The sequence below is a fragment of the Mesorhizobium shangrilense genome, from assembly GCF_028826155.1.
GTDB classification, from domain to species: domain Bacteria; phylum Pseudomonadota; class Alphaproteobacteria; order Rhizobiales; family Rhizobiaceae; genus Arvimicrobium; species Arvimicrobium flavum.
Genome location: NZ_JAQGPN010000001.1, coordinates 1,690,385 through 1,706,411, shown reverse-complemented (window position 1 = coordinate 1,706,411; position 16,027 = coordinate 1,690,385). Strand labels below are relative to the sequence as shown.

14 protein-coding genes are annotated in these 16,027 nt (G+C 66.3%); 7 read left to right on the top strand and 7 right to left on the bottom strand.

Translation table 11 applies throughout. The features are described from left to right. The first annotated feature begins 81 nt into the window (after positions 1–81). Positions 82–1,227: an efflux RND transporter periplasmic adaptor subunit gene (locus PD284_RS08395; RefSeq protein WP_274627754.1), complete on the top strand. Its 1,146-nt coding sequence runs from the start codon at positions 82–84 to the stop codon at positions 1,225–1,227. A gap of 4 nt (positions 1,228–1,231) precedes the next feature. Then, positions 1,232–4,360 carry an efflux RND transporter permease subunit gene (locus PD284_RS08390; protein ID WP_274627753.1) on the top strand — a complete coding sequence of 1,043 codons (3,129 nt, stop codon included), beginning with the start codon at positions 1,232–1,234 and terminating at the stop codon, positions 4,358–4,360. A 27-nt stretch (positions 4,361–4,387) separates the two neighbouring features. Here the strand turns inward: PD284_RS08390 and PD284_RS08385 are convergent, their stop codons facing one another. The 3 genes from PD284_RS08385 to PD284_RS08375 form a co-directional block, all read right to left on the bottom strand. Next, positions 4,388–5,425: a zinc-binding dehydrogenase gene (locus PD284_RS08385; protein ID WP_274627752.1), complete on the bottom strand. Its 1,038-nt coding sequence runs from the start codon at positions 5,423–5,425 to the stop codon at positions 4,388–4,390. A gap of 11 nt (positions 5,426–5,436) precedes the next feature. Continuing rightward, a complete protein-coding gene (locus PD284_RS08380; protein WP_274627751.1) occupies positions 5,437–6,405 on the bottom strand; it encodes an NADPH:quinone oxidoreductase family protein in 969 nt (322 codons plus the stop codon). 131 nt (positions 6,406–6,536) lie between these two features. Then, entirely contained in the window at positions 6,537–7,778 is a 1,242-nt protein-coding gene (locus PD284_RS08375) for an acyl-CoA dehydrogenase family protein (protein WP_274627750.1), read from the bottom strand. Positions 7,779–7,896: 118 nt separating this feature from the next. Here PD284_RS08375 and PD284_RS08370 point away from each other — a divergent pair, with 118 nt between their 5' ends. From PD284_RS08370 to PD284_RS08350, 5 genes are read left to right on the top strand one after another with little or no spacing between them, the layout of a single operon-like run. After that, positions 7,897–8,712 carry an SDR family oxidoreductase gene (locus PD284_RS08370; protein WP_274627749.1) on the top strand — a complete coding sequence of 272 codons (816 nt, stop codon included), beginning with the start codon at positions 7,897–7,899 and terminating at the stop codon, positions 8,710–8,712. A gap of 35 nt (positions 8,713–8,747) precedes the next feature. Next, positions 8,748–9,221, top strand: coding sequence for a MaoC family dehydratase (locus PD284_RS08365; protein WP_274627748.1), 474 nt, complete (start codon positions 8,748–8,750; stop codon positions 9,219–9,221). Beyond that, a complete protein-coding gene (locus PD284_RS08360) occupies positions 9,218–10,252 on the top strand; it encodes a phosphotransferase family protein (RefSeq protein WP_274627747.1) in 1,035 nt (344 codons plus the stop codon). Before PD284_RS08365 ends, PD284_RS08360 begins: the two co-directional genes overlap by 4 nt. 1 nt (position 10,253) lies before the next feature. Continuing rightward, the gene (locus tag PD284_RS08355; protein ID WP_274627746.1) at positions 10,254–11,030 is read left to right on the top strand and encodes an SDR family NAD(P)-dependent oxidoreductase; all 777 of its coding nucleotides are present in this window, start codon (positions 10,254–10,256) and stop codon (positions 11,028–11,030) included. A gap of 58 nt (positions 11,031–11,088) precedes the next feature. Then, positions 11,089–11,454, top strand: a complete 366-nt coding sequence (locus PD284_RS08350) for a putative quinol monooxygenase (RefSeq protein ID WP_274627745.1) — start codon at positions 11,089–11,091, stop codon at positions 11,452–11,454. Positions 11,455–11,465: 11 nt separating this feature from the next. On the opposite strand, the gene PD284_RS08345 is transcribed toward PD284_RS08350, so the two are convergent. The 4 genes from PD284_RS08345 to PD284_RS08330 form a co-directional block, all read right to left on the bottom strand. Continuing rightward, positions 11,466–11,660, bottom strand: a complete 195-nt coding sequence (locus PD284_RS08345) for a hypothetical protein (RefSeq protein WP_274630743.1) — start codon at positions 11,658–11,660, stop codon at positions 11,466–11,468. Between the two features lie 134 nt (positions 11,661–11,794). Further along, positions 11,795–12,403: a sarcosine oxidase subunit gamma gene (locus PD284_RS08340; RefSeq protein ID WP_274627744.1), complete on the bottom strand. Its 609-nt coding sequence runs from the start codon at positions 12,401–12,403 to the stop codon at positions 11,795–11,797. A gap of 187 nt (positions 12,404–12,590) precedes the next feature. Further along, positions 12,591–15,584: a sarcosine oxidase subunit alpha gene (locus PD284_RS08335; RefSeq protein WP_274627743.1), complete on the bottom strand. Its 2,994-nt coding sequence runs from the start codon at positions 15,582–15,584 to the stop codon at positions 12,591–12,593. Positions 15,585–15,636: 52 nt separating this feature from the next. Continuing rightward, complete coding sequence (locus PD284_RS08330; RefSeq protein WP_274627742.1) at positions 15,637–16,017, bottom strand: sarcosine oxidase subunit delta; 381 nt, start codon at positions 16,015–16,017, stop codon at positions 15,637–15,639. Between the last annotated feature and the right edge of the window lie 10 nt (positions 16,018–16,027).

The following is a 16,027-nucleotide window of genomic DNA, read 5'->3' as shown; positions in this document are numbered from 1 at the left end:
ATATCGGGTTGCGGGGACGAGCAAGCCGGAAAGTAGCTGCCATTCACACGGGGCAGCGGTTTCTCATGAGCTGGGGCGTGCATGAAAGTTTGGAAGCAGATCCTCCTGTGCGTGGCGATCCTGCTCGTCGCAGCGGGCGTCTGGGTCCGCTTCTTCCCCGGCGCGCAGGAGACCCTGGCGGGATGGGGCTTCGAATGGGCGCTGGCGGCCACCCCCGCCGCTGACGGGAAGCCGGCTGGCAACCAGCCACCCCGCGCCGCCCCGACATTGCCGGTCATCACCGACCAGGTCACGATGGAGACCATCAACGACCGGCTTCGCGCCATCGGCACAGGTCGCGCCAACGCGACGGTCACCGTGACGCCCTACACGTCCGGCCGCCTCACCGAATTCGTCGTACAGTCCGGCGCGCATGTGAACTCCGGCCAGGTGATCGCGCGCCTCGATTCCGAGACCGAGGAGATTGCCCTCGAACGCGCCAAGGTGGCGCGGGACCAGGCGGATGCGAAGGTGACCCGCTTCCGCGCCCTGCGCAGTTCGAACGCGACCACCGTAGTGCAGCTGACCGACGCCGAGACCGAACTGCGCAATGCCGAGCTCTCGGTGCATGAGGCGCAGGTGGCGCTTGACCGCCGCTCGGTCGTCGCGCCGATCTCCGGGATCGTCGGCATCCTGCCGATCGAGGCAGGCAACAACGTGACCAGCCAGTCGGCCATCGCGACCATCGACGACCGATCGAGCATCCTGGTGGATTTCTGGGTGCCGGAGCGCTTCGCGGCAGCCGTGCGCATCGGCGCCGAGTTGTCGGCCACGCCGCTCGCCAACCCGAAGGAGAGTTTCCGCGGGACGATTTCGGCAATCGACAACCGCATCGACGACAAGAGCCGCACTCTCTGGGTCCAGGCGAGAATCGCAAATCCGGCCGATTCGCTCCGCGCCGGCATGTCCTTCGAGATCACCATGCGCTTTCCCGGCGACACCTACCCGGCCGTGAGCCCCTTGGCGATCCAATGGGGAGCCGACGGCGCCTACATCTGGGCGGTCGATGCCGGCAAGGCCAAGCGCGTGCCGGTCCGCATCATCCAGCGCAACACCGAAAGCGTGCTGATCGAGGCCGGCGTCGCCAGCGGCGACATGGTGGTGACCGAGGGTGTGCAGAACATCCGCGAGGGTGACGAGGTGCGCATCGCCCGCAACGAGCAGCCGCCCGCGCCTGGCGGGTCATGAGCCGATGACGGACGCAACGAAATCTACCGAGACCGGCTTCACGGCGCTGTTTGTCCGGAGGCCCGTGCTGGCCTTCGTGCTGAACACCCTGATCGCCGTCGCCGGCCTTGCGGCTTTCTACGGCGTCGAGGTCCGCGAGCTGCCTGACGTCGACCGCGCCATCATCACGGTGAACACCGACTTCACCGGCGCCGCCGCTGAAACGGTCGACCGCGAGCTCACCGATCCGATTGAAGGCAGTGTCGCCCGCGTATCGGGCGTGAAGTCGATCTCCTCGACATCCTCCTTCGGCCGCAGCCGCGTCACCATCGAGTTCAACGACGGCGTCGATCTCGACGTCGCGGCCTCCGATGTGCGCGACGCCGTCAGCCGGCTCGGCAACCGGCTGCCCGACGAGGCGGACGCCCCCCGCATCGTCAAGGCGGACGCCAACGCTGACGCCGTGATGCGGCTTGCCGTCACCTCCGATACCCTTTCCGTCGAGGATATGACGGTCGTTGTCGAGGACCAGATCGAGGATGTGCTGGCCGCCGTCCCGGGCGTCGCCGACGTCCAGGTCTATGGCGACCGCGAGAAGATCTTCCGCATCGACGTCGACCAGGCGAAACTCGCCAGCCTCGGGCTGACCGTCGCGGACCTGCGCAACGCGCTGGCCTCCGTCGCCTTCGACACGCCGGCCGGATCCATCACGACCAGCAACCAGGACCTGATCGTCCGCACCACCGCCGACGTCACGACGCCGGAGCAGTTCGAAGAGATCGTCATCGGCGACAACGCCCACATCCGGGATGTGGCGACGGTCACCCTAGGACCCGACATCGGCCAGACGACCCTTCGCTCCGACGGCAAGACCGGCATCGGCATCGGCATCGTGCGCGCGGCAGAATCAAACACGCTTGATATCTCCGAGGGCGTCCGAGCCGCTGTCGAGCGCCTGCAGGCCGACCTGCCGGAAGGCATGACGATCAAGGTGACCAGCGACGACGCCACCTTCGTCAACGGCGCCGTGCACGAAGTCGAGATCGCGCTGGTGCTCTCGGTCAGCATCGTGCTGCTGGTCATCTACGTGTTCCTTCTCGACTGGCGGGCGACGCTGATCCCCGGCCTGTCCATGCCGGTCGCCCTCATCGGCACCATCGCGGCGATCTATCTCGCCGGCTTCTCCATCAACATCCTGACGCTTCTGGCGCTGGTGCTCGCCACCGGCCTCGTCGTGGACGACGCGATCGTGGTGCTGGAGAACGTCGTTCGGCGGCGCAACCAGGGCATGGGCCCGCGGGCCGCCGCGGTACTTGGCACCCAGGAAGTGTTCTTCGCCGTCCTCGCGACGACGGCGACGCTGGTCGCGGTTTTCGTGCCCATCTCCTTCCTTCCCGGCCAGACGGGCGGGCTATTCCGGGAGTTCGGCTTCGTCCTTGCCATCGCGGTGTTCCTGTCCTCCATCGTGGCGCTTACACTCTGCCCGATGCTGGCCTCACGCATGTTGTCGACCGCATCGGCCGGCAATCACGAAAGCAACGGGCTCGGCGCCAAGGTCGGCGGTATGCTGGCCGGCCTCTACCGCCGCTCGCTCAGGGTGTGCTTGGAGGCTCCGCTGATCGTGGTCCTGGTGGCTGTGCTGTTCGCCGGCACCGCCTTCTCCATGTTCGGTACCATCCGCCAAGAGCTGACGCCGGTGGAGGACCGCTCGGCGGTCATGCTGCGCATCAGCGCGCCGCAGGGCGTGAGCCTCGACTACACCGCGGAGCAGATGCGCCGCATCGAGGACCTGATCCGCCCCTTGCGCGACTCGGGCGAAATCGTCGCCACTTTCAGCAATGCCGGTGGCGGCGGCGCCTACAATTCCGGCTTCATGGTGCTGACGCTCGCTCCATGGGACGAGCGCGAGCGCACCCAGCAGCAGATCGCCGCCGAGGTGAGCCGGCTGGTCGCGCAGGTTCCGAGCGTCCGCGTCTTTCCCGTGCAGCCAAACAGCCTAGGCATCCGCGGCGCCGGCAACGGCCTGCAATTCGCGCTGGTCGGCAACGACCGCGCCGCGCTCAGCGAGGCCGCCGCGCAGATGATCGATCAGATGCGCAACGATCCGCGCTTCCTGCAGCCGCGGCTGTCGGTAGACGCGACCCAGCCGCAACTGAGCGTCGCCATCGACCGCACCCGCGCCTCCGACCTCGGCATCGACATCACCAGGCTGGCCAACACGATGCAGGCGATGCTGGACGGCAACGAGATCGGCGACGTCTATGTCGCCGACCGGGCCTATGGCGTGAAGCTGGTGTCCACCACCAACCCGGTTAACGACCCGACCGACCTCGAGAACATCTTCCTGAAGACGACCGACGGGCGCTATGTGCCGATGTCGACGATCGCGACGCTGACGGAACGGGCCGTGCCGCCGTCGCTAACGCGCGAGCAGCGGCAACCCTCGATCGGCATCACCACCAATCTGCGCAGCGATTTCGCCCTCGGCGATGCGCTCGAGCAGGCGCAGGAGATCGCAGCTCCGCTGCTGCCGCCCGGCAGCCGGCTGGTGCCGCTCGCCGAGGCGGCGACGCTCGGCGAAACCAACAGCGGCATGATCACAATCTTCGGCTTCGCGCTGGTCATCATCCTCCTGGTGCTGGCTGCGCAGTTCGAGAGCTTCGTCAGCGCTGTCATCATCATGGCGACCGTGCCGCTCGGCCTCGCCTGCGCCATCTTCGCGCTGATCCTCACCGGCACCAGCCTCAACGCCTACAGCCAGATCGGCCTCGTGCTGCTTGTCGGCATCATGGCCAAGAACGGCATCCTGATCGTGGAGTTCGCCAACCAGCTGCGCGACCGCGGCCTCGGCGTGCGCGAGGCGATCGAGGAAGCGTCGAACATAAGGCTGCGGCCGGTGCTGATGACAATGATCTGCACCGTGCTGGGCGGCCTACCGCTGGTGCTCGCCAGCGGCGCCGGCGCGGAAGCTCGCGTTGCTCTCGGCTGGGTCATCGTCGGCGGCCTCGGCCTTGCCACCGTCTCGACGCTGTTCCTGACGCCCGTCGCCTATCTCCTGCTCGGCCGCTTCGTGACCCCGAAGGTGCAGGAAGAGGCGCGCCTGAAGCGTGAGCTCGAAGAGGCGGCGTATTCGGGCATGAAGCCGGCAGAATAGCCATCGAGACCTTCCGGACGGTCGCCGCTACGGCTTGATGAAAACCTTGCCGTTCGGCTTGGCGAGTTCTTTCGGAACGCGCGTCATCGCCTCGCCAAGCGGCACGGTTGCCGTCACGTCCGTAGCCCAGCGGCCATCCGAAAAGCGCCTCTGCGCTTCCATGACCGCCGCCTCGCGGCGCTCCGTCGACTTGCGCATCCACATCGGCAGCCAGAAGCCCTCAACGACCTTCTGCTGGAAGATGAGCTGGCCCGGTTCCTTGATGGCCGTCGTACCCGTATCCAGCCGGCCATAGACGATCCAGCGCGCGCCCCGCGGCATGAGATGGAAGATCGTGGAGGCGACCGGCCCGGTCACCGCATCGAGCAGGATGCGCGGCTGCTCGGTCTTCAGCACCTCGCGCAGCGCCTGGCCGAACTCCGGGCTCTTTTCGTTCAGCACATGCGCAGCGCCCAACCCCTTGAGCGGAGCTATCTGTTCGTCGCGCCTGACAGTCACGATCGGCCGAAACCCGGCCTCGCTGGCAAGGCCGATGATCAGCTTGCAGAGCTGGCTGGCGCCGGCCGTCATGACGAATGCCTTTTCGCCCTCGTCCTTGACGATGCCGAACATGGCCAGCGCGGTAAGCGGGTTCACGATCATGGCGGCGCCGTCTTCGTCGCGCACAGTGTCGATAAGCGGAATGCACGCTCCCGCCTCGGCAATGGCGTACTCGGCCCACGAACCCCAGTTGCTGACGCCCGTGGCAAACGCCACCCGCTTGCCGACAAGTGCCTGCGCCTGTGGCTCGCCACCCGCCGCCACCACTTCGCCGACGCCCTCGAAGCCCGCCGGCTGCCCCTTGACGCGCGGCTGGCCGTATAGACCTTTCACGAACATCACGTCGGACGGGTTGATCGAGGCGAGACGCACCTTGACCAGCACCTGCTTCGGCCCCGGCTCGGGCACGCTGATCGAGTCGAGCGAGACATAGGGCTCCATCGCCTCCAGTTCGCCGCCGGAGGGCGCTGCCGCGTAGCCCTCGCCCGTCAGCAGAAGCGCGCGCATTTCCGTTGGGATGATCATCGTCGTTCTCCTCATGGCTTGAGTATGATCTTGCCGACCGCTCCCCTCGCGTGCACGCGCTTCAGCACCTCGACAGCGTCGCTGAGCGGATAGACACCCTCGATATGCGGCTTGACCTTGCCGGCGGCGTACCAGCCGATCAGTTCCTGCATGTTCTCCGCATTGACGTCGGGTTCCTTGTCCGTGAATGCCCCCCAGAACACCCCGACGACGCTGAAGCCCTTGACCAGCGCCAGGTTGACCGGAAACAGCGGGATCTTTCCCGCAGCAAAGCCGACGACCAGCAGCCGACCCTTCCAGCCCATCGATCGGGAGAGTGCATCGAATGTATCACCCCCGACCGGGTCGAAGGCGACATCGACGCCCTTCCCCGCCGTGGCTTCTTTCAGGGCTTCCTTCAGATTATCGTAGCCGAGCACGATGTCGGCCCCCGACGCGCGGGCGACCGCCTGTTTCTCGCTGCTCGACGCGACGGCGATCACGCGTGCCCCCAAAGCCTTGCCGATCTGGATTGCGGCGAGGCCGGTGACGCCTGCCGCGCCCAGAACGCACAGGGTCTCGCCCGGCTTCAGCTCGCCGCGTTGCTTCAGCGCGTAGTGGGACGTGCCGTAGCCGCACAGCAGAGCGCAGGCGTCGGCCGCGCTCATCCCGTCGGGCAGCTTGAAGACGGAGTGCCGGTCGACGCCGACCGTTTCGGCGTAGCATCCGAGCGTGGCGAGGGCTGCAACCCGATCGCCCGCCTTGAGATCGCTGACGTCAGGCCCGACCGAAACGACCCGGCCCGCGACTTCCATGCCAGGAACGAAGGGCAGCGGCGGCTTCATCTGGTAGAGCCCCTGCACCAGCAGGCCGTCCGGGAAATTGACGCCGATCGCCTCGGCGGCGATGGCGACCGTCGAGCCGGTTGCCTCGGGTTCAGGCCAGTCCGCATAGTCGAGTTGGTCGAGCGGCGCGAAGGCGCGGGCGATGATGGCTTTCATGGCAGGATCGGTCTTCCTTTTACAACTCTGGGAGAGCGCCCGGGGCCTGGCGTAGCGCCGGCCGAGAGGCACATTGCCGACTGGAACAGGCGCTACCGCCGCCAATCGTGAAGCATGGGCGAGCCTCGGCGCTACACCCTCTCCTGCGTGTACTTCGCCAGTTCTGCCCGAGCGACCTGCCGGCGGTGGACCGCGTCAGGCCCGTCGGCGAGGCGAAGGGTCCTGAGATGCGTCCAGGCGCGGGCGAGCGGCGTGTCCTGGCTGATGCCCTGCCCGCCATGCATCTGCACCGCCTCGTCGACGACCTTCAGCGCCACGCGTGGCGCCACCACCTTGATCTGGCTGATCCAAGGCGCGGCAGCGCGTGCATCGCCCTGATCCATCATCCATGCGGCCTTCAGGCAGAGCAGCCGCGCCATCTCGATCTCCATGCGACATTCGGCGATGATGTCGTAGTTGGCGCCGAGCTTCGCCAAAGGCTGGCCGAAGGCTTCGCGCCGCAAGGCGCGGCGGCACATCAGCTCCAGCGCCCTTTCTGCCTGCCCGATGGCGCGCATGCAGTGATGGATGCGACCGGGCCCGAGCCTGCCCTGCGCGATCTCGAAGCCCCTGCCCTCGCCGAGAAGCAGGTTCCCTTTCGGCACACGGACGTTCTCGAACTTCAGGTGCAGGTGGCCGTGCGGTGCGTCGTCCTCCCCATACACCTGCATGGCGCGAAGCTTCGTGATTCCCTTGGTATCGGCAGGCGCCAGTATCATCGAATGCTGCTGGTGCTTCGGGCGTGCCGCATCCGGCGTGCGCACCATGACGATGTAGATGGCGCAGCGTGGGTCGCCGGCCCCGGACGACCACCATTTCTCGCCGTTCAGCACGTAGTCGTCGCCTTCGGCTTCGCAGCGCATGGCGACGTTGGTCGCGTCCGAAGAGGCGACATCGGGCTCGGTCATCAAATAGGCAGACCGGATCTTCCCCTCGAGCAGCGGCGCCAGCCAGCGCTGCTTGTGCTGGTCGCTGCCATAGCGCTCCAGCACCTCCATGTTGCCTGTATCGGGGGCAGAGCAGTTGAAGGTCTCCGCGCCGAGATGCGCCTTGCCCATCTCCTCGGCCAGGTAGGCATATTCGACCGTGGTCAGGCCGAAGCCTCGCTCTGAACCGGTAAGCCAGAAGTTCCAAAGACCGCGCTCCCGCGCCTTGGCCTTCAGCCCCTCCAGAATTTCGGTCTGACGACGGGTGTAGGCCCAGCGGTCGCCTTCCCTGCCGACTTCGGCCAGAAACTCCCCGTCCAGTGGCGCGATCTCGTCGCGCACCATGGCCGCAACCTTTTCGTGGATCGGCTTCAGCCGCTCTGTCATTCCGAGATTCATGCCAGGCAAACCTGTCCTCCGGTCGCAGGGGATTCCATGCCGCAACGGGGTCACGGCCGGGTAACGATGTGCTACCAGCACTCGTGGTGTCAACCGACCCCGGCCTGCTCGCGGAGAGGAAACGCGCATGAGCTACCTTGAAGAAATGTTCTCCGTGCAAGGCAAGACGGCGGTGGTGACGGGCGGGGCGACGGGCATCGGGCGCATGGCTGCGACGGCGCTGGCGCAGGCGGGAGCCAGGGTGATGATCGCGTCGCGCAAGGGGGAGGACTGCGAGCGCGTCGCCAGCGAGATCAACGCGTTGGGCGGCCCCGGCAAGGTCGAGGGTTTCGCCGGCGACGTGAGCACGGAAGGAGGCTTGGCTGCCCTGGTCGACGAGGTGAAGCGCCGTGTGGAGCGCCTGCACATCCTCATCAACAACGCGGGTGTGTCGTGGGGCGCGCCGCTTGAAACCTTTCCTTACCAGGCCTGGGCGAAGGTACTGAACGTCAACGTCACGGCGGTCTTCCATCTCACGCGCGAACTGCTGCCGCTGCTGGATGCCGCCGCCTCCGACGACGATCCGGCCCGCGTGATCAATCTGGGCTCGGTCATGGGCACCCAGCCACTGGCCGACGACGCCTATTCCTACACCGCCTCGAAGGCGGCCGTGCATCACCTGACGCGCACCCTCGCCATCGAGTTTGCCAGCCGCCGCATCACCGTCAATGCCTTCGCGCCAGGGCCGTTCCGCAGCCGCATGACGGCCTTCGCGACGGCCACCGAGGAAGGCAAGGAGAAGGTAGGGAGCCATGTACCCCTCGGCCGCATCGGGGAACCGGATGACATCGCGGGCGCCACGCTCTATCTGTGCAGTAAGGCCGGCCGCTATGTCACCGGGGCGATTCTCCCCATCGACGGCGGTCAGTCGGTGCAACACGGCCTGACCCTTTTCAAGGATTGATCGGGCGCGAAGGAACGTCGTTTCAGAGGATGGGAATGGAACCGGTCACGCTTGATCAACTGCAGGCCTCCGTCGGAAAGGAGATCGGCGTTTCGCCTTGGCGCGAGGTAACGCAGCACATGATCGACCTCTTCGCCGACGCCACGGACGATCATCAGTTCATTCATTGCGATCCCGAACGCGCCGCACGCGAGACGCCCTTCGGCGGCACCATCGCCCATGGCTTCCTGACGCTTTCGCTGCTGTCGGCGATGACCTACGAGACGCTGCCGCCGCTGGCCGGCGCCGGCATGGCGATCAACCAGGGCTTTGACAGCCTGCGCTTCCTGACGCCGGTCAAGACCGGCTCGCGGATCCGCACCCGGTTCGTACTGGCGGAGACCAAGGTGCGCCCGTCGGGCTGGATCCATGTCAGCTACGACGTCACTATCGAGATCGAGAAAGCGCCGAAGCCGGCATTGGTGGCGCGCTGGGCGACCGTGATCGCTCCCAAGGAAAGGCCCGAGTGAACGATCCGAACGCGCTCGAGACAGCAACCCTCGCGCCCTATCTGGAAGCCCATGTCCATGGCTTCCGCGGCCTGAGATCTGTCGAGAAGTTCAGTTCGGGCCAGTCCAATCCGACCTATCTGCTGACGGCCGCCTCCGGACGATATGTGCTGAGGGCCAAGCCGCCCGGCGAACTGCTCAAATCGGCGCACCAGGTCGACCGCGAGTACCGGATCATGAAGGCGCTCGCGGGCAGCAAGGTGCCGGTGCCGCCGATGCAACACTTGAGCGCCGACGAATCGCCGATCGGCCGCATGTTCTACGTCATGACCTATGTCGAGGGCCGCATCTTCTGGGATCCTGCGCTCCCGGAACTGGCCTCCAACGGCGATCGGACGGCAATCTATGACGCTATGAACAGCACGCTGGCGGCGCTTCACGACATCGACGTCGAAGCCGTAGGACTGGCGGATCTCGGCAAACCCGGAAGCTATTTCGAGCGGCAGCTCGCACGCTGGAGCAGCCAATACCGTGTGTCGCAGACCGAAACGATCGCCGACATGGACGCCCTGATCGCCTGGCTGGAGCGTCACCTGCCGCCGGACGACGGCCGCGTCTCGCTGGTGCATGGCGACTACCGGCTCGACAACATGATCTTTGCGCCGGGACGCAACGAGGTGGCCGCGGTGCTCGACTGGGAGCTGTCGACACTGGGGCACCCCTTCGCCGATCTCGCCTACCAGTGTATGCAGTGGCGGCTGCCCAATTCTTCGTCATTTCGCGGGCTGGGCGGCGTCGACCGTGCAGCGCTCGGCCTGCCTGCCGAACAGGCCTATGTCGAAGCATACTGCCGCAAACGCGGACTCGCGGACATTCCCGACTGGACCTATTTCCTGGCCTTCTCATTCTTCCGGCTGGCCGCGATTTGCCAGGGCGTCTACAAGCGCGCGCTTGACGGCAACGCCTCGAACCCGGAGAAAGCCCGCTCTTATGGAGCAGCGGTCGGGCTGATGGTCCGGCTGGCCACGGAAATGATCGCAGAAGGACGCTGAAATGGGGCGTTTCGAAGGGCTGACCGTTCTGGTCACAGGCGCGACCGGAGGTTTCGGCAAACGCACGGCCGAACGGCTTGCGGCGGAAGGCGCGATGCTCGTGCTGTCGGACCTCGATGACGAGCGGCTTGACGCGCTCGCCGCTTCGCTCGATTGCGAGACCGCCACCCTTGCCGGCGACGTATCCGAGGAAAGCCTGTCCGAGGGGCTCGTGCAGCTCGCCGTCGACCGCTTCGGCGGGCTCGACATCGCGATCAACAATGCCGGCATAGCCCAGAGCTACGTACGGCTGCCGCAGGTGCCGTGCGACGAGGCGCGCCGCATCCTCGAAGTCGACCTGCTGGGCGTCTTCTATGCCATGAAACACCAGATTCCGGCCTTGCAGAAGCAGTTCCGCGCCACCAAGCGCAGCGGAGCCATCGTCAACATCGCCTCGGTCGCCGGCGTCGGCGGCGCGCCGAAGCTGTCGGTGTATGCCGCGGCCAAGCACGGCGTCGTCGGGCTCACAAGGTCGGCGGCGCTGGAGTATGCCTCGCACGGCGTACGGGTGAACGCGGTATGCCCCTCCTATGCGCGCACGCACATGGCGCAGGAATTCATCAACGCCGTGGGCCTCGCCGAGGAGGAGGCGCTGGCGGCGCTGACGCGCGGCGTGCCAATGAAGCGGGTGGCGGAGGTAGACGAGGTGGTGGAGGTCATCCTGTTCGCCGCCGACCCCAAGAATTCATTCATGACGGGACACACCCTTGCCGTCGATGGTGGAGTCGCCGCTCTTTGAATGGATCCGAAAGGGTACCGTCCGGGTTTAGCATTTTGACGCAGAAGAAAGGACGGCAATGCCTCAGGTGACGATCATCGTTGAGTTCGAGACAGTCGAGGGGGCGGACGCGGATTTCACGCGGATCATGCTCGATCACGCGCAGCGCACGTTGAACGAGGAGAGCGGTTGCCTTCGGTTCGAGGTCGCCCGGCCGGTCGACTCGCAGGGCGAGCCGAGGGCGAACATGCTGGTTGTCAACGAACTGTATGCCGACCGGGCCGCCGTCGAGGCGCATCGCGCGAACCCGCGCATGGCGCTGCTTGGGGCGGCGATCAAACCGCTCGTCAAGTCGCGCCGTCTGATCGAAGCCCAGGCCATCCTGGCACCGCGCATCGACAACGGTATCCGGCCAGAAGACCTGAGCGCCGCAAACGACGATTGAATCGGGCGCCGCTAGTTTCCGGTCGAGCCTTTCGGCAGAGGCTTCCCGGGAATGGCGGTGGAAGTCACCGACACCGGATCGCTGGCGGGAAAAGTGTCCTCAAGCCCCGTCTCCAGCTCTTCCTCGAGTATCTTTTCGTCGTCCGGCCGGTCTTCGGGAGGCAGGACGTCCTTCGGCGGTTTTCTCGACCTGGGCATGGGGGGCATGATGCCACGTCCTGCCCATCGGCGAAACAACGATCTCGACGCAGGCCAAGCCGGCCGGCCATGATCTCGCGGCGCGCCTTGGCCACAAAGGGTGATGACCGCGGAGCGCCCGCCGAGCCTGGAACCGGGCGCCGTCAGCCTGCGGGGTCCCTCGCCGCATCCGACAGGAAGGCGAAGGCATAGTCCGAGAAGGAACGCCAGCACTCGACGCGGAACGTCTCTTTGGCCGTCCGCAGTAGCACGATCTCGATCTTGCCGAGTATGGTTCGCGAACAGGCTCCGACCGGAAACGCCGTCAAGGCGAGGTCCTGCGGACAGCCGGCGTTGAGCAAGGCCTCGGCGCCGCGGCCGGCGACCGAAAACGCGACGTTGCGATGGGAGACGTCGACCGCCGAATGCAGCTGCGAAACGCCGGCGCACGCAGCGAGCGGATCGTTGCCCTCCTCGTCGATGACCAGCCATTCGTCGGGACCGAGCCAGAGCGCCGTGCGTCCCCTCGCCGAGGCCGAAGTCTTCGGGCGATCAGGCAATCTCACGCCGAGGGCCTTCGACAGAGCCGCCACTGAAGCGGCGGGAGCGCGCAGCGAAATGCGCTCGGCCGGCGGCAGGACTTCTATGCGCGCCGCAGCGCTGGAATAGGCTCGACCTGCATGGGCGGAGCGGCGTTGGGTGGCAATTGGGGATGACGCTGCAGGCCTGGAAGGCCTGCGTCTCTTCGCACCCCCCTCTGTCCTGCCGGACATCTCCCCCTCATGGGGGGAGATTCGACCGGCCGCTTTGGTTTCGCCAACCGGCAACGACCTGGAAAGGTGAGCAGCAGCATCGACGCTGCCGATCTCCCCCCTTGAGGGGGAGATGTCCGGCAGGACAGAGGGGGGTGTCGTCAAGCTCCTGCGTCGCTGCCTTGCTTCGCCGGCCTTCTTCGTCGACTTAGCCATTGAGGCGCTCTCCCTTCTCGTCGAAGAACACCATGCCAGTCACCTCCACCTCGATCGTTCGGTCGGCCATCGGCACGTAGAGCGTTTCGCCCATGCGGTCCCGGCCGCCCGCGACCAGCGCGAGCGCGATCGAGCGGTCGCAATTCTCCGACCAGTAGCTCGATGTGACGTGCCCGATCATCTTCATCGGGATCGCCTGCTTTGGGTCCTCGACGATCTGCGCGCCTTCTTCGAGCACGGTCTTGGGATCTTTGGTCTTCAGCCCGACGAGTTGCCTGCGCCCCGGCGCAACGAGATCGGGCCGCTTCATGCCGCGGATGCCGACGAAATCGGTCTTCCTCTTGCCCACGGCCCAGTCCAGTCCCGCATCGTTGGGCGTGACCGTGCCGTCTGTGTCCTGGCCGACGATGATGTAGCCCTTTTCCGCCCGCAGTACGTGCATGGCCTCGGTGCCATAGGCGCAGGCGCCGTGCTTCTGGCCCTCCTCCCACAGCGCTTCCCAGACCGCCTGGCCGTAGTCGGCCGGGACGTTGACCTCGAAGCCGCGGTCGCCGGTGAAGGACATGCGGAAGAGCCGTATCGGCACGCCGCAGATCTTGCCCTCGCGCACCGACATGTGCGGCATGGCGGCATCCGACAGGTCGATGCCCTCAACCAGCGGCTCGATAATTTTCCGCGAGTTCGGCCCCTGCACGGCGATCACCGCCCATTGCTCAGAGATCGAGGTCAGCCAGACATTGAGATGGGGGAACTCGGTCTGGAGATAGTCCTCCATCATGTTCATGACGCGCGCCGCGCCGCCGGTGGTGGTCGTGACATGGAACCGATCCGGCGCAAGACGTCCGACCACGCCGTCGTCATAAATAAAGCCGTCCTCGCGCAGCATGATGCCGTACCGGCAGCGGCCGGACTCCAGCTTCTCCCACGGGTTGGTGTAGAGCAGTTCCATGAACTTCGCCGCATCGGGCCCGACCACCTCGATCTTGCCGAGGGTCGATGCGTCGAACAGGCCCGCCGTGCTGCGCACGGTAACGCATTCGCGATTCACCGCGGCGTGCATGTCCTCGCCGGCGCGCGGAAAATACCAGGCGCGCTTCCACTGGCCGACGTCCTCGAATACGGCGCCCTGCGCCTCGGCCCAGGGATGGATCGCCGTCTTGCGGGTCGGATCGAAGAGCGGGCCCCGCGCGTGGTTGACGATCGCGCCGAACGTGACCGGCGTGTAGGGCGCCCGGAAGGTGGTCAGCCCAACCTCCGGTATGCTGTTGCCGAGCGTTTCGGCGGCGATGGCGAGACCGTGCATGTTCGAGGTTTTGCCCTGGTCGGTCGCCATGCCGTTGGTGGTGAAGCGCTTGACATGCTCGATCGAACGCATGCCCTCGCGCACCGCCTGCCGGATGTCCTTGGCGGTGACGTCGTTCTGGAAATCGACGAAGGCCTTGGCCGTGTCATCAGCGCCGGCGCCTGGTCCAGAGCCCAGCATGCCGCCGGTCCACGCCTCGCCCGAATCGACCTTCGGCCCGAGGCTGCGGGACACCGTGCCCCCCGCCTCTTTGGCTGCCTTCTCGCCGGCCTTCAGGCCTTCGGCCACGGTCGCCGCCAGGTCGTCCGCACCGTTGCAGGCGCCGACCGACACGCAGTCCTGCGCATAGAGGCCAGGCAGGAAGCGTTTCGTGGCGTCGTCGAAGGCGACCTTGCCCCGCGACTGGGAGAAGAGATGCACCGAAGGCGTCCAGCCAGCCGACACCAGGATCGCATCGACCGGGATGTTGCGCTGCGCCCCGCCATTCTTGGGCTGCACCGTCATCGACGATACGCGCAGCTTGCCGCCCGCCTTCACCACGGCGCGGCCGGGGTTGATCTCGATGCCAATCGCCCTCGCCTCGTCCACGATCGGTCCGCTCGGGCTGTCGCGCAGATCGACGATGGCCGCGATGTTGACGCCGGCCTTCCTCAGGTCGACCGCAGCCGCGTAGGCAGAATCGTTGGCCGTGTAGACGCCGACATTGCGACCGACGGCAACTCCATAATGATTGAGGTAAGTCCGCGCGGCGGATGCCAGCATGACGCCGGGGCGGTCGTTGTCGGCAAACACCATGTGGCGTTCGATGGCGCCGGTCGCAAGGATGACGCGCTTGGCGCGCACCTGCCAAAGCCGTTCGCGCGGCTGCTCCCCGCCGGGACTGGCCAGATGGTCGGTGACGCGCTCGACCAGCCCGACCATGTTCTGGGCGTAGTAGCCGAAGGCCGTCGTGCGCGGCAGGATGCGGACGTTGTCCATTGCAGCGAGCCGAGCCGCCGCCGCCTGCGCCCAGGCCCATCCGTCCTCGCCGTCGATCCTTGCGCCCGCCTCGAAGCGCAGGGCGCCGCCGAACTCGGCCTGCTCATCGGCAAGGATTACCCGCACGCCGCTTTCGGCTGCCGCCAGCGCCGCCGCCAGGCCCGCCGCACCGCCGCCGAGCACAAGCACCTCGCAATGGGCGAAGCGCGAGGAGTAGTGATCCGGGTCCGGCTGGTCGGGCGCAACGCCGAGCCCGGCTGCCGATCGAATGCTCGGCTCATAAAAGCTCTTCCAGGCCGCCTTCGGCCACATGAAGGTCTTGTAGTAGAAGCCGGCGGAAAACAGCGGCGAGGCGATGTCGTTGACGGCGCCCACGTCGAAGGCAAGCGACGGCCAGCGGTTTTGCGAGCTGCTTTTCAGCCCGTCATAGATCTCCTGCACCGTAGCGCGGACGTTGGGCGTCTTGCGCGCCGCGTCGCGCTCGATGGTAACCAGCGCGTTGGGCTCCTCCGCGCCAGCCGACAGCACGCCGCGCGGACGGTGGTACTTGAACGAGCGCCCGACGAGGTGGACACCGTTGGCGAGCAGCGCCGAAGCCAGCGTGTCGCCGGCAAGGCCGGTAAAGGACTGGCCGTCGAAGGTGAAACGCGCGGTGCGCGCGGGGGTGAGGCGGCCGGCGTTGGGAAGGCGATGGGATTGGGTCATCGAGCGGCCCCGTGGATGTTGAGCGGCCGCTGCAATGCGCTAGCAGGTTTCATCACGCGTCCCCCTTCTTTGCAGCGCGCTTCCTGGCCGGCTTCTTGACGTTCAGCTGATCCGGCGGGCGATTCGCCCATGCGGCGGGTTCGCTGCCTGCAGCCATGATCTCGGGCTTCGGCTCGCCGGCCTTGTAGGTCATCACGAACTTGTCGCTGACCGTGTCCCGCACGGCGTTGAAGAAGCGCGCGCAGCCGTGGATGTGCCGCCAGCGCTCGTAGATTAGTCCCCTCGTGTTCGATCGGATGAAGAAGAACTTCTCGAAATCCTCGTCGCTGATCTCCGCAAGGTTCGTCGCGCGTGCGACATGCGCCTCGCCGGCGTTGCGGAATTCCAGCTCCGGGCGCTCTTCCTCGCAATAGGGGCAGCGGATGAGAAGCATTGGCGTGTCC